This is a genomic window from Arthrobacter sp. SAFR-044, assembly GCF_059414985.1.
Genome location: NZ_JBPFDN010000010.1, coordinates 92056 through 110105 on the forward strand (window position 1 = coordinate 92056; position 18050 = coordinate 110105).

The window sequence follows — 18050 nt, forward strand, 5'->3', positions numbered from 1 at the left end:
GGTGTCCTCAGTAGGAGAGGGCGCGGTCCAGCGCCTCCAGGATGCGGTCGATGTCCGGAAGGTAGTCTTCCTCCACCTTGGCAACGGGGTAGGGCATGTGGAACCCGCCCACGCGGATCACGGGCGCCTCGAGGGAGTGGAACGCCCGCTCGCTGATCCGGGCTGCGATCTCGCCGCCGATTCCGCCGAACGTAGGGGCTTCGTGCGTCACGATCAGCCGGCCCGTCTTTTGGACCGAGGCGGTGACGGTGTCGAAGTCGACCGGGGAGATGGAACGGAGGTCAATGACCTCGACGCTCCTCCCGTCCTCCTCTGCTGCGTTGGCGGCCGCCAGCGCCACGGGCACCAAGGGTCCGTAGGCAACGATGGTGGCATCCGTACCTTCGCGGAGCACGTGGGCTTTGAATGGATCCTCGGACGGCCCGGGCGCATCGACATCAACATCGCCCTTGAGCCAATAACGGCGCTTCGGTTCGAAAACGATCACCGGGTCCTGGCATTCAACGGCCTGCTGGATCATCCAGTAGGCGTCATGGGGATTGGACGGGGTGATGATGCGCAGCCCTGCCGTGTGGGCGAACAGTGCTTCCGGGGATTCGGAGTGGTGTTCAATGGAGCCGATGCCCCCGCCGTACGGAATCCGGATGACCACGGGCACGCTGAGGTTGCCGTTGCTGCGGGAATGGATTTTGGCGAGCTGGGTGGTGATCTGGTTGAAGCCGGGGAAGACGAATCCGTCGAACTGGATCTCGCAGACCGGGCTGTACCCGCGCAGGGCAAGGCCGATGGCGGTGCCGATGATTCCGGACTCGGCCAGCGGGGTGTCCACAACACGGTCCGGGCCGAATTCGCCGATCAGCCCGTCCGTGACCCGGTAGACGCCGCCTAGGGGCCCGATGTCCTCGCCCATCAGCAGCGTTTTGGGGTTGGCGGCCAGGGTGGCGCGAAGCCCCTCGTTGATGGCCTTCGCGATGGTCATGGTGGTCATCAGTGGCCTGCCTTTGCTGCCTGCCCGGCGGACTCTTCATCGCCGGCGAATCCTGCACTGTATTCCTCGAACCACGCCAGTTCCTCGGCCACCAGCGGGTGGGCCTCCCTGTAGACGTTGGCGAAGGCCTGCCGGATATCCGGGTTTTCAAGGTCATGGGCGGTTCGCCGGACGTACGCGGCCAGCTCGTCGCCGTCGGCCTTGACCTTGGCGAAGTAGGCGTCGTCTGCAAGGCCCTCGGCACGCAGGTACTTCTCCAGCCGTGCCAGCGGGTCCTTGGCACGCCATGCGTCTTCCTCCGCCGATAGCCGGTACTTGGTGGGGTCGTCGGCCGTGGTGTGCGCCCCCACCCGGTAGGTGAAGGCTTCGATGAGGACCGGTCCGTTGCCTTGGCGGGCATGCTCCAGCGCCCATTCGGTGACGGCGTGCACGGCGATCACGTCATTCCCGTCCACCCGGATGCCCGGGAACCCGTAGCCCTTGGCGCGGTTGGACAGCGGAACGCGGGTCTGGACGTTGGTGGGCACGGAGATGGCCCAGTGGTTGTTCTGGCAGAAGAACACCACAGGGGCCTTGTAGGAGGAGGCGAACACCATTGATTCATGGACATCGCCTTCCGAGCTGGCGCCGTCACCGAAGTAGGCGATGACTGCGGCGTCCGGCTGCTTGGCCTTTGCATCCGAGGCGGCAGCGAGTTTCTGGTCGCGCTGGATCCCCATTGCGTAGCCCACTGCGTGGAGGGTCTGTGCGGCCAGGACCAGGGTGTACAGGTGGAAGTTGGTGTCCTTGGGGTTCCAGCCCCCATTGGAGACACCGCGGAACTGGCGCAGGAGCTCTGCCAGGTCCACATTCCGGGTAAGGGCCACGCCGTGTTCCCGGTAGGTAGGGAAGATATAGTCCTGCGGCTGGCTGGCCCTGCCGGAACCGATCTGCGCTGCTTCCTGCCCCGTCAACGGTACCCAGAGCGCCAGTTGGCCCTGGCGCTGGAGGGCGGTGGCTTCGACATCGAACCGCCTGATCGCCGCCATGTCGGCGTAGAGGCCGCGGAGGTCTTCCGGGGTGAGCTTGTCCGCGTAGCCACTGAAGACCGGATCAGTACCGAGCTTCCCGTCGGGACCGAGCAGCTGCACCATCTGGGCCGCGGGCTCGCCCATGACGGCTTCAGCATCGGCTTCCCGCTGGTCGTCTACCGCTGTTCCGTCGAACTCGGTGGAAGGCAGATGAGTGCCCATACCGTTCTCCTTGCTTGCCGCATCCGGATGCAATGCAATGTCGCTGGGATATATGCCGCAGGGGGAATACATTCCCGCCACGGCATACATTGGCTTATTGATCCTAACTTTATCTTCGGTAAGTAGCGGGAAGGCTACTTGATAAGTGCTAGGAAGTTGCGGGTGCCTTTGTATAGTCGGCACACAACTGGAGGAACCGGGTGTTGGCCTCGGGTTCGCCGATGCTGACCCTGACGCCCTCTCCTGCGAAGGCCCGGAGGGAAAGGGCGCGGGTTCCCGCCACCTCTGCGAAGGCGGCACTTTCAGCACCAAGGGCAAGCCAAACGAAGTTGCCTTGGGCATCGGGGACGGCCCAACCGAGGTCCTTGAGCCCGGCCAGTACCCGCGACCGCTCATCCACAAGCCTTTGTACCCTTTCCACAACCTGGGCGTAGTTCTCAAGGGAAACAATTGCTGCCCTTTCGGCTATCTGGGATACGGCGAAAGGGGTTGCGGCGACCCGCAGGTACTGGGTCAATTCGGGGTGGGAAACACTGTAGCCAATGCGGAGCCCGGCCAGGCCGTGCGCTTTGGAGAAGGTCCGGAGCACCACTACGTTCGGGTATTTCCGGTAGAGGTCGATCCCGTCCACGGCGTCCTCCGCCCTGACGAACTCCTGGTAGGCCTCATCGATGACCACCACCACGTCTGCCGGCACGGACCGGATAAAGGCCTCGGTTTCGGCAGCACTAAGGGCCGGCCCGGTGGGGTTGTTGGGCGTGCAGAGCAGGATGACCTTGGTGCGGGCGCTCACGGCGGCCGCCATGGCATCGAGGTCATGCCGCCCGTCTGCGGTGACCGGGATGCGCACGCTTTCGGCGCCTGCAAGGCCCACGCTGATGGGGTACGCCTCAAAGGACCGCCACGCATAGATGACCTCGTCCGCTTTGCCGTCCTCGTTCTGGCCGGCAAAAGCGGCCAGGATCTGGTTCAGGGCGCCCAGGCTTCCGGCTCCTGTGACGATGTCGTCCGCCGGCACGCCCAGGAAGTCCGCGAGCGCCGCGCGGAGCTTGCTGCTGAGGGGGTCCGGGTACCGGTTGATGTCTGTCTGGCCGGCGATGGCCTCCAGCACGGCGGGGATGGGCGGCAGCGGGTTTTCGTTAGAGGACAGCTTGTAGCTGGCAAGACCGCTGACGGCGGCCGGCGGCTTACCTGCCGTATAGCGGGGCAGCCGGTCCAGCACCGGGCGCGGTGCCGGACCGCCCGCCCTGGTATCAGATGAAGTCATGGCTCCTAGCCTACGTCCAAGCCCCCGGCGCGAATCCGGGGAGCGAACCGCGGAAAAATCAGGGCACGCCGCCGTCCGCCCACAAGGGACGGTATGCAAGCATGGTGCCATGGCTTCATTCTTCCTTCGGGTCATCGTCAATGCCGCAGCCCTTTGGGTGGCCAGCTGGCTCCTGCCGGGGATGGACATCTCCAGCACGGCGGCATCTGATGCGGTAGCCAGGACTGGCATTTCGCAGGACACCGGGACCATCGGGATTGTCCTGGCCTACTTGTTCATCGGCCTCATCTTCGGTGTGGTCAACGCGTTCGTGCGGCCGTTGGTCCGGCTCCTCGCACTTCCCATCACCATCCTGACGCTTGGCCTGTTCGCCATCGTCATCAATGCCGCCATGCTTTATCTGACCGCCTGGATCAGTAGTTACACCCCGGTACACCTCACCATCGATTCGTTCTTCTGGACTGCACTCCTTGCCGCGATCATCATCTCCCTGGTGTCGCTGGTGGCGGGTTTGCTGCCCGGCGGCAGGCGCTGACTCCCGGGCGCATCGCCCCCTCTTTCGACGAGTCCCTCCCCGGGGAAACCTGCCCACCTAAGTAGGAGGACGGCGGAGAACAGGTACCCATTAGGTGCCATTCCGGGGAACAGCAGCAAAAACTTCAGTACCCGCCACCCATGACCCCGGCTGGACCATCCGCCTAGGCTGCAAACCGGGCCGCGAAAGGCCCGTTGCTGCCAGTTCCGGGAAGACGGGGACCCAATGAAGCCCATAAGATCGCTCGTCGCTGCCTGCCTGCTCCTAACGTTGCAGGCAGGCCCCGCGCACGCCGAAACAGAGCCGGGGCCAGAGGGCGCCGCCACGCTGGGCAATGACATCTCCTGGCCGCAATGCGGCACTGAGCTTCCGGCTCCCCCCGCATTTGCAATAGTGGGGGTGAACGGCGGACGCCCGGAGACGGTCAACCCGTGCCTGGGGGCGCAGCTGGCGTGGGCGGACCAGAGCGCAGAGTCGGCCGGAGGCACGCCGGCGGCAGTGTATGTAAACACCGCCGCGACAGGACGTGTGGACTCATTGTGGTGGCCGGCAGACAACACCTACCGGGGCGCTGAGGTCAGCAACCCGTATGGATTATGCGACGGCGCCGCCTCTCCGGCCTGCGCATACGTCCACGGCTACGCCATGGCTGTCGCGGACGTCACCACCCTGAAGGAATCCGACGGCAGCTGGGTACGCAGACTGTGGTGGCTGGACGTCGAAACCGGAAACAGTTGGTTGTGGGACAAGGCAGTCAATGCGGCCGAACTGGAAGGCATGACCGCCTACCTGCAGGGGACGGGCGCGGAAGTGGGAATCTATTCCACTTCCTACCAGTTCGGCGAAATTGTGGGCGAGGTAAGCCCTGGCAGCAACCTGTACGCGCTCCGGAACTGGTTGGCTGGCCCCGACTCGGCATGGTCCGCCAGGGAGTACTGCGGGTCCGCCCCCCTGACCCCCGGCGGGACCGTCACCACAACCCAGTTCACCGAGAACAACCTGGACTACAACTACCGGTGCCCGGCAGCCACTCCTGTGCCCGCTCCAGCGCCCCGTCCGCAGCCTGCCCCGCAACCGTCTCCACCGGTCCCGCAACCTGAACAGACGCGCTCCACCCGGTACGCAGAATTGCACGCCGCCCAGATTTCGTAAGGGCGGCAACAGCCAGGGACAATCAGCACCTACCTGGCACCCGGCTGCGGCCGCCCGGAAAAGGGATCCCTGCGGTCCATGGGCGGAGCGGGCTGCGGAGGTTTCGACAAGGAAAAACGGGTGGCAGTGGCGGCCCCGCCGGCGCCCAGGACTCCGCCCAGTACAGCGGTGGACTGGACCAGCGACGGATCCTTGCTGGCGCCCACAAGCTCTGCCGCCTCCTCGTAACCGGTCAGGCGGTGCCCTGGGCCCAGGCCGGCGTCTTCTCCGCCACGCACGTAAAGGTCATTGGTCACGGTCACGGTGACCTGGTTCCTCGCGTCCCGGTTCGGCAGGCCATCAGTGCCCGGCACCCAGTCCGTGCGGTGTTCCAGGTGAAGCGTGCTCACCTCCGGCGCAGGCGTTATGCGGGCAACGGGAGATCCGGCAGTCAGGACATATTTCATGCGGTACTCCCTGAGGACGTCCTCATCCGCCGCCAGGTTCATGGCATGGATGCCGCCCTGGCTGTATCCCACCGCCACCACATCTGCTCCCGGTTCCGCACCGGCGGCCCGAAGCGCCTGGAGGACAGCTGCATTTACCTGCCCGGAGTTGTTGCCCATCCCGTCGACGATGCCGGAAAGATCGAAAGGATTGGTGCCGTGGTCGGCGTCGTTCATTTGTGTCCCGGGAACCACCACGACGTAGGCCTTTCCGCCGCCGGTATCCACCTCGATAATTTCGATGTAGCCGCTGCCGCGCTCCTCGATCAGCCTCACCCGCTCAAGCAGCCCCGCGGGAGTGGCGTCGAGGTCGATCTGCACGCTCTCTTCCTGCCTGGCCGTTACAGGGCCTGGGCGCAGCGATGGGACGAGCCAGCCAACCGCCGGTTTGATCACGGGAAGGGCCGTGACGGCGTTCGCCAGCACTGATTCAGTGGCATCACCGTTCAGGAAGCCCGTGCGCCAAAAGTCCACGTGCTTCTGAAGTTCCACCGCCGGTTCCGACAGACCCACCATCCACTGCATGTGGGCAGAGGATTCGGCCATTTCGTAATCCCACCTGCAGCTGCGCACCTGTCCACTGATCCGCTGCAGTTCCAGGCGGACTTTCCGGACCGCGTCCCGCGCCTCCCCAACCGCCACGAGCGCGGCGGAGCCTGTGGAGCGGGGTTGGTTCTGGAAGGGACCAAGCTCCTGCCAGGCGCTGAGCAGTTCCGACTCAACGCCGCCGAGCCGCCCGGCGAGCCCATCCAGCTTCGCAGCTCCCGCCTCCAGTTCCTCCAGCTGGACCGTGATGCCACCCACGCCGCCGGAAATTCTCAGGATGCCATCGGGGGGTGGCGCCGAGATGTGCAGCGGACCGCCTGATCCGGAAGGGGTTGCCTCCGCCATCAGAACTGTCCCTCAGCTGGACAGTCGGCCGCCAGTGCAGCGCGGGCATGGACGGCCACTGCGGCAGAAGCCTCCCGGATCCGGTCCAGGGCCCGCCGTACCGCCACCGCCTGCAGGCTCACGGAATCGCGGTATGCCTGTCCGGCCGGCGACTGCCAGTCCGCCATCTGGATCTCGTGAAATCCCGCCAGCACCTCTTCAGTGCGGTCCGAAGACTGGGACACCTTCCTGCCCACCTCCTGGACTCCGAGGCTGACGTCCAGCCCGCCACCCCATATCCCGTCCATCAGACCGTCCCCCTGCCCAGCTTCCGTCCCGGCCTCCCCGGCCGGACAGTGCGCCCCAACCTTGCCGTTCCCAACGCTAGGCACGCGTCCCTGCCCGGGTAAGGGCCGCCGTCGGCTATGTGGACAAGTAACGTGCATGGCCCGCTTAAGGGGGCGCCGGACTTCATGAAAGAATCAGCACATGCCTGAAACTGCCGCCACAGCTGATACCCGTACGCCCTCAGGACGCCTGGCCCTCGCCGCGTCATCGGAAAAAATCGCGCTTGGCCCCCTGGACGGCCGTTACCAGTCCGCCGTCGCGCCACTGGTGGACTACCTGTCCGAGGCCGCCCTGAACCGGGACCGCGTGGCCGTCGAAGTCGAGTGGCTCATCCACCTGACCAGCAACAACGTCCTCCCCGGCGCCGGACCCCTGAGCACAGAACAGCAGGCCCAGCTCCGTGCCATCGTCACCGAATTCAACGCCGCGTCCGTAGCGGAACTGGCTGACATCGAAGCCGTCACCGTGCACGACGTGAAGGCCGTGGAGTACTACATCGGCCGCCGCCTCCCGGCAATCGGCATCGAGAACCTGACCGCCATGGTCCACTTCGGCTGCACCTCCGAGGACATCAACAACCTCTCCTACGCATTGGGCGTCAAGGGCGCGGTGGAGGACGTGTGGCTTCCGGCAGCCCGCGCCCTGGTGGCTCAGATCAGCACGATGGCTGAGGAAAACCGGGCGGTCCCCATGCTGTCCCGCACCCACGGCCAGCCGGCCACGCCCACCACCCTTGGCAAGGAACTCGCCGTCATTGCGCACCGCCTGACGCGCCAGCTGGACCGGATCGCGAAGACCGAATACCTGGGCAAGATCAACGGTGCCACCGGTACCTACGCGGCCCATGTGGCTTCCGTCCCAGGAGCCGACTGGCAGCAGGTCTCCAAGTCGTTTGTGGAGGGCCTGGGCCTCGCCTGGAACCCCCTGACCACGCAGATCGAAAGCCACGACTGGCAGGCAGAGCTTTACGCTGACGTGGCCCGCTTCAACCGCATCCTGCACAATGTCTGCACCGACATCTGGAGCTACATCTCCATCGGCTACTTCGCGCAGATTCCCGTGGCAGGCGCAACGGGTTCTTCCACCATGCCGCACAAGGTCAACCCCATCCGCTTCGAAAACGCCGAGGCCAACCTGGAGATCTCCTCCGGCCTGCTGGACGTCCTGGGATCCACCCTGGTCACCTCCCGCTGGCAGCGGGACCTCACCGATTCCTCCAGCCAGCGCAACATCGGCGTGGCATTCGGCCACTCCCTGCTGGCCATCTCCAACGTTGCCAAGGGCCTGGAGCGCCTGGACGTTGCCGAGGACGTCCTGGCAGCGGACCTGGACACCAATTGGGAGGTCCTGGGCGAGGCCATCCAGATGGTCATGCGCGCCGAGGCGATTGCCGGCGTCGAGGGCATGGAAAACCCCTACGAACGCCTCAAGGACCTCACCCGCGGCCACCGCGTGGACGCCGCCCGCATGCAGGAGTTCGTCCAAAGCCTCGGCCTTTCGCCCGAGGCTGAGGCACGACTGCTTGCCCTCACTCCCGGAAAGTACACCGGCATCGCGGACCAGCTGGTGGACCACCTGAAGTAGGCCCCGCAGCCGGCTGGGAAGTACGACGGCGGCGCCGGGCTCCCAGGGGCCCGGCGCCTTCTTCGTGGCACCGGCAGCGTGACGGACGATGCCGCCGTGCGCCTGCACCCATCCAGGAGTGGGAAACTGTGAATATGAAGTTGCTCCTGATCCGCCACGGCGAAACCCCCGGCAATGTGCTGGGCCAGCTGGACACCGACCACCCCGGCCCCGGACTGACCGAACTCGGCGAACGCCAGGCAGAGGCCATGGCACGTGCGCTTGCCAACGAGCGCATCGGTGCGCTCTACGCCTCGACGTTGATCAGGACGCAAATAACGGCTGCTCCGCTGGCACGGCTGCACAGCCTCGAAATCGAGGTGCTGGAGGGACTGCACGAAATCGAGGCAGGATCACTGGAAAAGCTCACAGACCACGAATCCCACAAGCGCTACATGGGCACCGTGATCTCCTGGGCTGCCGGTGACCTGGACCGCCGCATGCCGGCAGGACCGGACGGCCACGCCTTCTTCGACCGGTTCGATGCTGCGATCGCCCGCGTAGTTGGGCGGGCGGAACAGCAGGAGCATGGGACCGTTGCTGTGGTCAGCCACGGTGCCGCAATCCGTACCTGGGCCGGGCTCCGGGCCGAGGGCGCGGACCACGAGTTCGCTGCCCGCCATGTCCTGGCCAACACCGGAATCGTGGCGCTCGAGGGCAGCCTGGCTGGCGGCTGGAACCTGATCCACTGGGACGGAAGCCCCGTGGGGGGCCTCGCCCTGGCGGACCCCACTGCCGAGGATCCGACAGGCCGGGACGTAGCCGCCCCCTGATCGTGGTGCTAGGCCTGCTGCCGGGGGCGCCCGGGAGAAAATGCCCGCATCCTGGGACAGACCGCGGCACCCGCCGGTCCTCGCCGGCTGCCGCGGTCCCCTTGCATGCTTTGGCCGCCGGACGGTACCCCGGGCATCAGCCGCGCCGCCATCCCTGCGGCGTCTGCCGCCGTCGGGCGTTCCCACGGATCCATGGCTGTCAGCGAACGCAGCAGGGGGGCCCAGTCACCGAGGTGGTCCGGGACCTCCGGCAGTCGCAGGGTCCGGGCCACAAGGGATTCGATCGCGGTGCCCGGAAATGCCTTTGAGCCCGTGAGGAGCTCCAGCAGGACCAGCCCCATGGCGTAGACATCCCATGACGGCGCCACTGCCCCGCCGGATGCCTGCTCAGGACTCATGTAATGCACTGTGCCGGACGAAATCCCCGGCTCTGGTGGCGAACCGGTTGCGGCGGCAATTCCAAAATCGACAATCCGGACGGGACTTCTCCGCAGGCCGCTCAGCATCAGGTTTGCGGGCTTGATGTCACGGTGCACAAGCCCTCTGGAGTGGAGGTGCGCGAGCGCACCAAAAAGACCGCGGGCCCAAATTGCCACATCACCGGAGCTGGGACTCTCCGCCCGGATGGTTTCGGCCAGGCTTGTCCCCAGGGCCAGTTCCTCGACGAGATACGGCCGCTCCGAATGGGCCCCGCTGCCGCCCGGGACGCCTTGGGCCACAAGCCTGACGATGGATGGATGGTTCAGGCCGGCCAGGACAGCAGCTTCGTTCCTGATCCGCTGATGCTGCTTCCGGCCGCCGGACGCCGCAATCTTGACCGCAACGGCCGGACCGCCTTCCAGGTCTACCGCACGAAAGACTTCGGCACCGGACCCCCTGCCCAGGCGCTCCCCTATCTGCCAGCGGCCGGCCAGGGGCTGCCCGCTATTCAGCGACGAATGCGTCAGCGCCGGCACTGCCGTCCCGGCGCCCCTCATGCGGGAAAAGCTGCGGACGGGCAGGCGACGCCGGGAGCCGAGGTGACCACGTGCATTGGAGAACCGCGGTGGACAACGGCCTTTCCCTGCGGCGCTGGAGTGCCGTCCAGGGTGGATCCCAGGTCCATGTGCTCATCCGGGGTGGTCACACCCATGCCGGACCCACGCGGTGGAACTTCGGTGACAGAAACCAAAACACTCACGACTCCGTTGGGAAGCAGCTTCAGGAACAATCGTAAGCTTACATATAACTAGGCGATCTAGCTAGTCCGGCTAGTGAACTTTTCTTTCTTCGCCTTCACGCGCCTGAAGCGACTCCGTCATGCGCTGGAGGAAGTCGACCACCACGCGCGCCTCCTCCGCCGTGAGGCCTTCCGCCACCGCCATCATCCGCTTGTGCATGGCGCCGAGCGTCTCCCGGACCTCCTTGTCCGACTCAGCCGTGGGGACTACCACCACCGAGCGGCGATCGGAAGGGTGCGCTTCACGGCGCACATGGCCGCTGGCCACAAGACGATCGATCAGCGAAGTGGTGGAAGCGCTAGTAATATTGAGGAACCTGCTCAGATCCTTGGGGACAACCTGCTTGCCGGACGCCTGGACCCGCAGCAGGTAACGCAGGGCTAGGATGTCCGTTTCGCCCATACCCATGGAGTCCCTGGTGCTGCGGCGGATTTCGGTCTCGGCCGCGCGGTAGTCCCGGAGGGCCTTCAGTACTGCTGCGCCGTAGTCCAGTTGCCCGTCGGGTCCGTACCAGTAGCCGGATCCCTCGTTGCCTGTAGAAACCATCCCATCATTTTAGACCAACTGGTAACTAGACCGCCAAGTAACATCCTCCCTAGCTGGCTTCGCTGCGTTATCCAGGTGCTAACCGCCGGGAAACACCTCCGTAACTCTCCGCGCCTAGCCTTATCAGGCATACCCCTCCGGCGAATCGAGGCAGATATGCAGACCAACCCCAGGCTCAACATCCGGCAAGTTTCCTGGTCCAACCCCGTGGGTGCCGACCTTCGCCGTGCGCAGCAGGCCGAACTCGACGCCCGCTTTGGCCGGCCAGACCACGAACCCGGCCCGCCGCCGTCGGGCGCTGACTGTGCCGTGTTCCTCGTGGCATACGACAAGGGGTCGGGGCAGCCCGTGGGCTGCGGGGGGCTGCGGCTCCTGGATGGAGCAACGGCGGAAATAAAACGGCTCTACGTGCTGCCGTACACCCGGGGCTCCGGCGTTGCCAGCTCCATCCTCGCGGCCCTGGAAGCGGAGGCATTCAGCCAGGGCATCACCCGCATCAAGGCCGAGGCCGGATCCGCCCAGCCTGACGGCCGGAACTTCTATGAAAACTCAGGGTTCGAGCAGATCCCCAACTTCGGGCCCTACATCGGCGTGGAGCACTCGCACTGCTACGCCAAGCGCATCAACGCCTACAGCGCCGCGCAGACCGCCATGGCCTAGCCGCAACTCCGTCACACTGGGGTTGCCCGCACCAGCTTCGGCTAATCTCGGCCTATGGAAACAGCAGACATCACCTTCCGGACCCGCAAGTGGGTCCGGCCTGAGGACCTCAACGCCAACGGGACCCTCTTTGGCGGCAGCCTGCTGAAGTGGATTGACGAAGAAGCCGCCATCTACGCCATCCTCCAGCTGGGAAACGGGCGCGCAGTCACCAAGTACATTTCGGAGATCAACTTCGTCAGCTCCGCGGTCCAGGGCGACCTGATCGAAATGGGCCTGACGGCCACCCGGTTCGGCCGGACGTCGCTGACCATGCGGGCCGAGGTCCGCAACATGATCACCAGGCAGAGCATCCTCACCATCGAGGAGATCGTTTTCGTGAACCTGAACCAGGAGGGCAAACCCGAGCCGCACGGCTACACGGAGATCACCTATGACCGGGACCGGATCCCCACCCACCACCTCAGCGGGACCGCCATCAAGGACTGACGCGGTCAAGGGCTAACGTTTCCCCCGGGTTTACGCGGCGGCCCCCAGCCGTTTCCCCGACTGGTCCAGAGTGAGCAGCCGGGCTGTTTATCGAATCGATAGCTATAACAGCCCGGTTTTCGTCATGCCCGGCTATAGGCTGTGCGGACATGCTCCGATTCCAGTCCAGAAATGAGTCCTGATCGTGCGTAAATTGAAGACTTTGGTTGCCGCCGCTGTCGCCGCCACCCTTCTCACCGGCTGTGGCGGGGGCTCCACCCCGCCCGCCGCGAGCGGTGAAGCCTCCGGAGCCCCGGCGGGTGGGTCCGGGGACACGCTGGTGATCTATACCAACTCCAACGGCGAAGGCCGGGGCGACTGGCTGGCTGCCAAGGCGGCCGAAGCCGGGTTCAAGATCGAGATCGTGGGGGCCGGCGGCGCCGATGCCACCAACAAACTCATTGCCGAAAAGAACAACCCCATCGCCGACGTCGCGTTCGGCCTGAACAACATGTACTTCTCACAGGTCAAGAACGAGGGCGCGCTGGAGGCCTACCAGCCTGCATGGGCCGGTGAGGTGGACAAGGGCCTGGGCGATGGCGAAACGTACTGGCCCCTGGTGAAGCAGGCCATCCTCCTGGGCTACAACTCGGACAAGATCTCCAAGGACGCCGCACCAAAGGACTGGCCGGACCTGTGGACCAAGGACGAATTCAAGAGCCGCTACGAGCGGGTCACCGGTCTGGGCACCGCCACGGCCCAACTGGTCTTCGCGGGCATCCTCTCCCGGTATCGCGACGACTCCGGCGATTTGGGGATTTCCGACGACGGATGGAAGCAGGTTGAGCAGTACTTCAAGAACGGCAGCCCCGCCGTTGCCAAGACCGACCTGTTCGCCCGCATCGCTTCCGGCGAAGTGGACATGGGCCAAATGCCCTCCTCGATCATCGCCGACCGCGAAAAGTCCTTCAAAGTGAACGTGGACACGGTCATCCCTTCCGTGGGCGTCCCGCTCGCAGTGGAGCAGATAGCCCTGGTGAAGGGAACCAAGAAGAAAGAACAGGCCCAAAAGTTCATTGACTGGTTTGGCAGCTCCGAGGTCCAGGGCGAATTCGCCCAAAAGTTCAACTCCATGCCGGTCAACAAGGGCGCCCAGGCAAAGGCCAATCCCGAGGTGGTGGACTTCTTTGCCGGCCTCAAGCAGCAGGACATCGACTGGGAATTCGTCCAGAAGAACATGGGCGCCTGGGTGGAGAAGATCGAACTCGAATACATGACGTAACCCGTCCTGCCAGCCGCCGTTTCCGCGTTCCATCAGACAGGGTTGCCATGATCCGCTTGGAAAACATCGAAGTTACCTTTGGCGATTTCACCGCCATTCCGCACCTGGACCTGCATGTCCAGCCAGGCGAATTCTTCACCCTCCTGGGACCCTCCGGCTGTGGAAAGACGACGGCGCTGCGCACCCTGGCCGGCTTCATCCAGCCGGCCAGGGGTACGGTCAGGGTGGACGGGAAGGACGTAACCCGCCTTCCAAGCGACAAGCGGCAGGTGGGCATGGTGTTCCAGAACTATGCCCTGTTCCCGAGCATGAGCGTGTGGGAGAACATTGCCTTCGGGCTGCGGGTCCGGAAGGAAAAACCGGCAGACAGCGACCGGCTGGTGCGGGACATTGCACGCCGCGTGGAGCTCAGCGACGAGCAGCTGGCAAAGAACGTGGCCGAGCTGTCCGGCGGCCAGCAGCAGCGCGTGGCTGTTGCCCGGGCCCTGGTGCTGCGGCCCAAGATCCTGCTGCTGGACGAGCCGTTGTCCAACCTCGATGCCAAGCTCCGCCACCAGCTGCGCCAGCAGCTCAAGGACCTGCAGAGCGAGTTCGGCATCACCACCGTGTACGTTACGCACGACCAGGACGAGGCCCTCGCCATGAGCGACCGGGTGGCGGTCTTCAACAAAGGCGTGGTGGAACAGGTCGGGACGCCCCAGGACATCTACGACCATGCCGCTACGGAGTTCGTCTGCAACTTCATTGGTGACAGCTCGGCCCTGACACCGGATTTCGTGGCGGAGGTCAACCGGCTCTCAGGCGCCGGCCTCAGCACGGATGCCAGGTCCTACCTGCGCGTGGAAAAGGCCTCCCTGGACCGGCCCGCGGACGGAGGGACCGCCGTCGGGCTTCCCGCCACCGTGGTGTCCCGGACCTACCACGGCCTGCACAGCCGGTATGTGGTCCGCAGCCATGGCGCGGACATCCGCCTCCTGGTCAGGGAAGACGGAGCCGCGCACCCTGGGGCCGGCACGGCTACAACGGTTTACGTCCAACCCGGGCACATCCTCCAGTACCATCCGGGATCCGGTGCCGCACGTGCACAGGACCAGGCGGTTGCCCTGCCATGAGCGGCAACAACGCGGTGCGCAGCATGGCCCGCTCCCCGTTCGTCCTGGTGGTGGGGGTCATCCTCACCTGGTTCATAGCCGCGTTCCTGGTATGGCCCAACGTGAACATCCTGATCGCCACTTTCTTCCCGGACGGCAGCTTTTCGGGCCGCGCCGCAGAGAAGTTGTTCTCCTCCCAGCGGGCAATGAAGGCACTGGGCAACAGCTTCCTGCTGGCCGTGGCGCTGTCCGTCACGGTCAACCTGGTGGGCGTCTTCATCGTCCTGGTGACGCATTACTTCAGGATCCGGGGTTCAAGGATCCTGTTCCTGGGCTATGCCTCCACCTTCATCTATGGCGGCATTGTGCTGGCGGCGGGGTACAAATTCATCTACGGGGACAAGGGCATTGTCACGTCGCTGCTGGTCCGGGTTGTCCCCGGCATGGACCCCGGCTGGTTTTCCGGATTCTTTGCCGTGCTGGTGGTCATGACCTTTGCCACCACCACCAACCACATGCTGTTCGTTGCCAACGCCCTCAAAGGCATCGACTACCAGACCATCGAGGCCGCGCGGAACCTTGGCGCCTCCACGTGGACCATCCTGCGCCGCATCGTCCTGCCGATGCTCAAGCCCACCCTGTTCGCCGTCACCATCCTGTCCTTCCTCACCGGCCTGGGCGCCCTCAGCGCCCCGCAGGTGCTGGGCGGCCGCGACTTCCAGACCATCACGCCGATGATCCTGACGTTCACCAACAGCCCCACCTCGCGTGACCTGGCGGCACTGCTGGCCGTGATCCTTGGCGTGGCCACCATGCTGATGCTCGCCGTCATGTCGCGGCTGGAGAAGGGCGGCACGTACTTTTCGGTGTCAAAGGTGTCTTCCGAGCTGCAGAAACAGGACATTGCCAACCCCGCCGCCAACGTGGCCGTGCACGCCGCGGCCTATCTCCTCTTTGCCATCTACACGCTTCCCGTGGTGCTGATCGTGCTTTATTCATTTGCCGACGGCGCGGCCATCCAGACCGGACAGCTTTCGTTTTCCAACCTGACGCTGGACAACTATGTCCGCGTCCTCACCCAGCAGTCCGGGCTCCGGCCGTTCATCGTCAGCGTGGTGTACAGCGCCCTGGCGGCGGTAATCGCCGTCGGCGGCCTGCTCTTCGTGGCCCGGCTCCTGCAGAAGTACAAAAACTGGGTGGCCTCAGCCTTCGAGTACCTGCTGCACATCCCGTGGATCCTGCCCTCCGCGCTGCTGGCCCTGGGCCTGATCGTCAGCTACGACCACCCCAATCCCCTGGTGGGCGGCGCTGTCCTGACGGGAACAACGGTGATCCTGCTCATCGCCTTCGTCACGGTGAAGATCCCGTTCACGCTCCGGATGCTCAAGGCGTCCTTTGCCGCCGTGAACTCTTCCCTGGAGGAGGCCGCCGCCATCATGGGCGCCAAGACGCTGTACGTCTTCCGCCGGATCCTCCTGCCGCTGGTCCTCCCGGCGGCTGCAGCCATCACGGCCCTGAACTTCAACAGCCTGCTGGACGACTATGACACTGCCATCTTCCTGGCCCATCCGCTGGTGCAGCCGCTGGGCCTGGTGATCAAGGCCAACACCGACGGGGCGGAAGGCACTGAGGGCATAGCGAACACCTTCGTTTACACGGTGCTCCTCATGGTCATCACCGGGGTGACGATGTATCTGGTCTACGGCAGGTCCGGGCGGCGGAGGAACCGGAAGCGGCTGCCCGCCGCTCCGCGCGGTCCGCAGGCCCCCGCGCCGGGACTTCCCGGTGCCCAGGCCCCGGGTGAGGACGACGCCACGCGCCCGGCAGCTGCCGTCCGCTGACTATCGCCCCGAACCGCTGCCGACGGCGGCCCGTGAGTTCCGCCGTCGGGCCAGGTTGAGCATGCGGTCACGCAGCGGCTGGGCACGGTCAGCGAGGGCGGCACGCCCCAGCGCTGAGGACGCCAGACTCACGGCCTGGGTGCGAAGTCTCCGTTGCCGGTCATAGGCGCGCAGCGCCTGGTCCTGGCCGCGGCCTTCAGGCGTGTTGTTGAAGAGGTCGGCCAGTGTCACCGCATCCACCAACGATTCACAGGCACCGCGGCCAAGGGTTGGCATCATGGCATGCGCGGCATCACCAATGAGCACCGTCCGGCCGCGGACATACGAGCGCAGATGGGGCACCGTCCACAGCCGCTGGACCAGGCATTCCTCCGGCGTGGCAGCTGCGAGGGTTCGCCGGATGGCAGGTGCGTGGCCCGCAAAGCGCTCCCGGGCCTGTTCCAGCGCTGACGGAACGTCGATTCCGTAGGGGCCCAGTCCGGACCGGAAACTCGCGTACCAGAAAGACCCGCCCCGGGCGGCGGCCATGCCGAAGAGATCACCGCGGCCCCAGTACTCGCCCACCTCGTCCGGAGCGACCGGCGTCGGGAGGGTTCCCCGGAGGGCAAGGTAGGGCGTCAGGCGGGCATCCGCGCCGGGGCCCCGTCCCGCACGGCGAACCATGCTATGGACGCCGTCGGCGCCCACTACCAGGCTGCCGTCCGCGGGGACTGCCTGCACGGTGTCGGTGACACGGCGGACGGCGGCGGGCACGGCGCCATCCAGCAGCCGGAGCAGGTCGATCCGGGAAATGCCGAACATCTCCCCGGCGTCGACGGTCACCCACGGCTCACCCTGGGCGTTCCGGACCGATCCGCTCCCCAGCACCGGGCTCACGGCCCGCGCCTGGTCCAGTATCCCCAGCCGGGCCAGGGCGCGTTGGGCGTTGGGCCACATCCCAAGGGCGTTGCCGACGGCGGGCAGTTCCGGCCGTTTCTCGTACACCGTCACGTGGAAGCGGCTGGTGTCCAAAGCAGCCGCGAGGGCCAGGCCGGCGATGCCGCCGCCAACGATCGTAATCGTTTCCATGCGCGCCATTTTACTACTTTTGTAGTGAACCGGAAGAGGTCCCACTACACTGAATCCCATGCCGGACCGACGCACCCTCTTGCTCGACGCCGCCCTGGCCGTGGTGGCGGACAAGGGCATGAAGGGGCTCACCCACCGGGCCGTGGACACTGCCGCAGGCCTATCGGAAGGCACTACATCCAACTACTACCGGAACCGCGCAGCCCTGGTTGACGCCGTCCTGGACCGGCTGCTGGAACTGGACGCCGCCCTCCTCCGGGAACAGGGTCCTGCCGGCCCGCCGAAGGACTTGGGTGAACTGGCAGGCCAACTCGCTTCCATGGTGGTGCTGCTTGCCGGCCGGCACGCCGGCCTGACCCGCGCCCGGCTGGCACTGTCCCTGGACAAGCCGGAGTCCGTGACGGCCGGCCACTTCCAGTTGGTGGGAGGCCTCGAACAGGCCCTTGCCGGACTGGGAGTGCCGGACGCGCGGGCCCGGGCACGGGACGTGGCCGACTACGGCGACGGCGTGCTGCTGCACCTGCTCACCGTGCGCCGGGATGAAGACCCCGACCCCAAGGCCATCGCGGCGGCTGTCCGGCGGCTGGCGACCCCCTGAACC

19 protein-coding genes are annotated in these 18050 nt (G+C 65.6%); 10 read left to right on the forward strand and 9 right to left on the reverse strand.

What is annotated here, in order from left to right:
* Positions 1-7: 7 nt before the first annotated feature.
* The 3 genes from ACR65J_RS15875 to ACR65J_RS15885 all read right to left on the reverse strand — a co-directional run bounded on the left by ACR65J_RS15875 (position 8) and on the right by ACR65J_RS15885 (position 3487).
* Complete coding sequence (locus ACR65J_RS15875) at positions 8-988, reverse strand: alpha-ketoacid dehydrogenase subunit beta (protein ID WP_440170815.1); 981 nt, start codon at positions 986-988, stop codon at positions 8-10.
* Complete coding sequence (gene pdhA / locus ACR65J_RS15880) at positions 988-2220, reverse strand: pyruvate dehydrogenase (acetyl-transferring) E1 component subunit alpha (protein ID WP_440170817.1); 1233 nt, start codon at positions 2218-2220, stop codon at positions 988-990. The genes ACR65J_RS15875 and pdhA overlap by 1 nt, the downstream gene beginning before the upstream one ends.
* A 148-nt stretch (positions 2221-2368) precedes the next feature.
* Complete coding sequence (locus ACR65J_RS15885; RefSeq protein ID WP_440170819.1) at positions 2369-3487, reverse strand: histidinol-phosphate transaminase; 1119 nt, start codon at positions 3485-3487, stop codon at positions 2369-2371.
* Between the two features lie 109 nt (positions 3488-3596).
* On the opposite strand from ACR65J_RS15885, the gene ACR65J_RS15890 reads away from it, so the two are divergent.
* Both ACR65J_RS15890 and ACR65J_RS15895 read left to right on the forward strand, forming a co-directional pair.
* Positions 3597-4022, forward strand: coding sequence for a phage holin family protein (locus ACR65J_RS15890; protein WP_440170821.1), 426 nt, complete (start codon positions 3597-3599; stop codon positions 4020-4022).
* Between the two features lie 399 nt (positions 4023-4421).
* Positions 4422-5174 carry a glycoside hydrolase family 25 domain-containing protein gene (locus ACR65J_RS15895; RefSeq protein ID WP_440170822.1) on the forward strand — a complete coding sequence of 251 codons (753 nt, stop codon included), beginning with the start codon at positions 4422-4424 and terminating at the stop codon, positions 5172-5174.
* A 29-nt stretch (positions 5175-5203) separates the two neighbouring features.
* Here the strand turns inward: ACR65J_RS15895 and ACR65J_RS15900 are convergent, their stop codons facing one another.
* Together ACR65J_RS15900 and ACR65J_RS15905 are read right to left on the reverse strand one after the other, a co-directional pair.
* Positions 5204-6550, reverse strand: a complete 1347-nt coding sequence (locus tag ACR65J_RS15900; RefSeq protein WP_440170825.1) for a hypothetical protein — start codon at positions 6548-6550, stop codon at positions 5204-5206.
* Entirely contained in the window at positions 6550-6837 is a 288-nt protein-coding gene (locus ACR65J_RS15905; protein ID WP_440170828.1) for a hypothetical protein, read from the reverse strand. The genes ACR65J_RS15900 and ACR65J_RS15905 overlap by 1 nt, the downstream gene beginning before the upstream one ends.
* Positions 6838-7018: 181 nt before the next feature.
* Here ACR65J_RS15905 and purB point away from each other — a divergent pair, with 181 nt between their 5' ends.
* Together purB and ACR65J_RS15915 are read left to right on the forward strand one after the other, a co-directional pair.
* On the forward strand, positions 7019-8461 hold the full coding sequence (gene purB, locus ACR65J_RS15910) for an adenylosuccinate lyase (RefSeq protein ID WP_440170830.1): 1443 nt from the start codon (positions 7019-7021) through the stop codon (positions 8459-8461).
* Between the two features lie 134 nt (positions 8462-8595).
* Positions 8596-9273, forward strand: coding sequence for a histidine phosphatase family protein (locus ACR65J_RS15915; protein WP_440170832.1), 678 nt, complete (start codon positions 8596-8598; stop codon positions 9271-9273).
* A gap of 8 nt (positions 9274-9281) precedes the next feature.
* On the opposite strand, the gene ACR65J_RS15920 is transcribed toward ACR65J_RS15915, so the two are convergent.
* The 3 genes from ACR65J_RS15920 to ACR65J_RS15930 all read right to left on the reverse strand — a co-directional run bounded on the left by ACR65J_RS15920 (position 9282) and on the right by ACR65J_RS15930 (position 11039).
* Positions 9282-10250, reverse strand: a complete 969-nt coding sequence (locus ACR65J_RS15920; protein WP_440170834.1) for a serine/threonine-protein kinase — start codon at positions 10248-10250, stop codon at positions 9282-9284.
* Positions 10247-10453, reverse strand: coding sequence for a hypothetical protein (locus tag ACR65J_RS15925; protein WP_440170836.1), 207 nt, complete (start codon positions 10451-10453; stop codon positions 10247-10249). The genes ACR65J_RS15920 and ACR65J_RS15925 overlap by 4 nt, the downstream gene beginning before the upstream one ends.
* Positions 10454-10523: 70 nt before the next feature.
* Positions 10524-11039 carry a MarR family winged helix-turn-helix transcriptional regulator gene (locus ACR65J_RS15930; protein WP_440170838.1) on the reverse strand — a complete coding sequence of 172 codons (516 nt, stop codon included), beginning with the start codon at positions 11037-11039 and terminating at the stop codon, positions 10524-10526.
* Between the two features lie 156 nt (positions 11040-11195).
* On the opposite strand from ACR65J_RS15930, the gene ACR65J_RS15935 reads away from it, so the two are divergent.
* The 5 genes from ACR65J_RS15935 to ACR65J_RS15955 all read left to right on the forward strand — a co-directional run bounded on the left by ACR65J_RS15935 (position 11196) and on the right by ACR65J_RS15955 (position 16381).
* Positions 11196-11699, forward strand: a complete 504-nt coding sequence (locus ACR65J_RS15935; RefSeq protein ID WP_440170840.1) for a GNAT family N-acetyltransferase — start codon at positions 11196-11198, stop codon at positions 11697-11699.
* A 54-nt stretch (positions 11700-11753) separates the two neighbouring features.
* Positions 11754-12188 (forward strand): acyl-CoA thioesterase, encoded by a 435-nt coding sequence (locus ACR65J_RS15940; RefSeq protein WP_440170842.1) that lies wholly within the window; start codon positions 11754-11756, stop codon positions 12186-12188.
* A gap of 184 nt (positions 12189-12372) precedes the next feature.
* The gene (locus ACR65J_RS15945) at positions 12373-13449 is read left to right on the forward strand and encodes an extracellular solute-binding protein (RefSeq protein WP_440170844.1); all 1077 of its coding nucleotides are present in this window, start codon (positions 12373-12375) and stop codon (positions 13447-13449) included.
* 47 nt (positions 13450-13496) lie between these two features.
* Positions 13497-14561 (forward strand): ABC transporter ATP-binding protein, encoded by a 1065-nt coding sequence (locus ACR65J_RS15950; protein ID WP_440170846.1) that lies wholly within the window; start codon positions 13497-13499, stop codon positions 14559-14561.
* Entirely contained in the window at positions 14558-16381 is a 1824-nt protein-coding gene (locus tag ACR65J_RS15955) for an ABC transporter permease (protein WP_440170848.1), read from the forward strand. Before ACR65J_RS15950 ends, ACR65J_RS15955 begins: the two co-directional genes overlap by 4 nt.
* Here ACR65J_RS15955 and ACR65J_RS15960 read toward each other — a convergent pair whose 3' ends face one another.
* The gene (locus ACR65J_RS15960) at positions 16382-17449 is read right to left on the reverse strand and encodes an FAD-dependent monooxygenase (RefSeq protein WP_440170851.1); all 1068 of its coding nucleotides are present in this window, start codon (positions 17447-17449) and stop codon (positions 16382-16384) included.
* 58 nt (positions 17450-17507) lie between these two features.
* On the opposite strand from ACR65J_RS15960, the gene ACR65J_RS15965 reads away from it, so the two are divergent.
* Positions 17508-18047: a TetR/AcrR family transcriptional regulator gene (locus tag ACR65J_RS15965; RefSeq protein WP_440170854.1), complete on the forward strand. Its 540-nt coding sequence runs from the start codon at positions 17508-17510 to the stop codon at positions 18045-18047.
* Positions 18048-18050 lie beyond the last annotated feature (3 nt).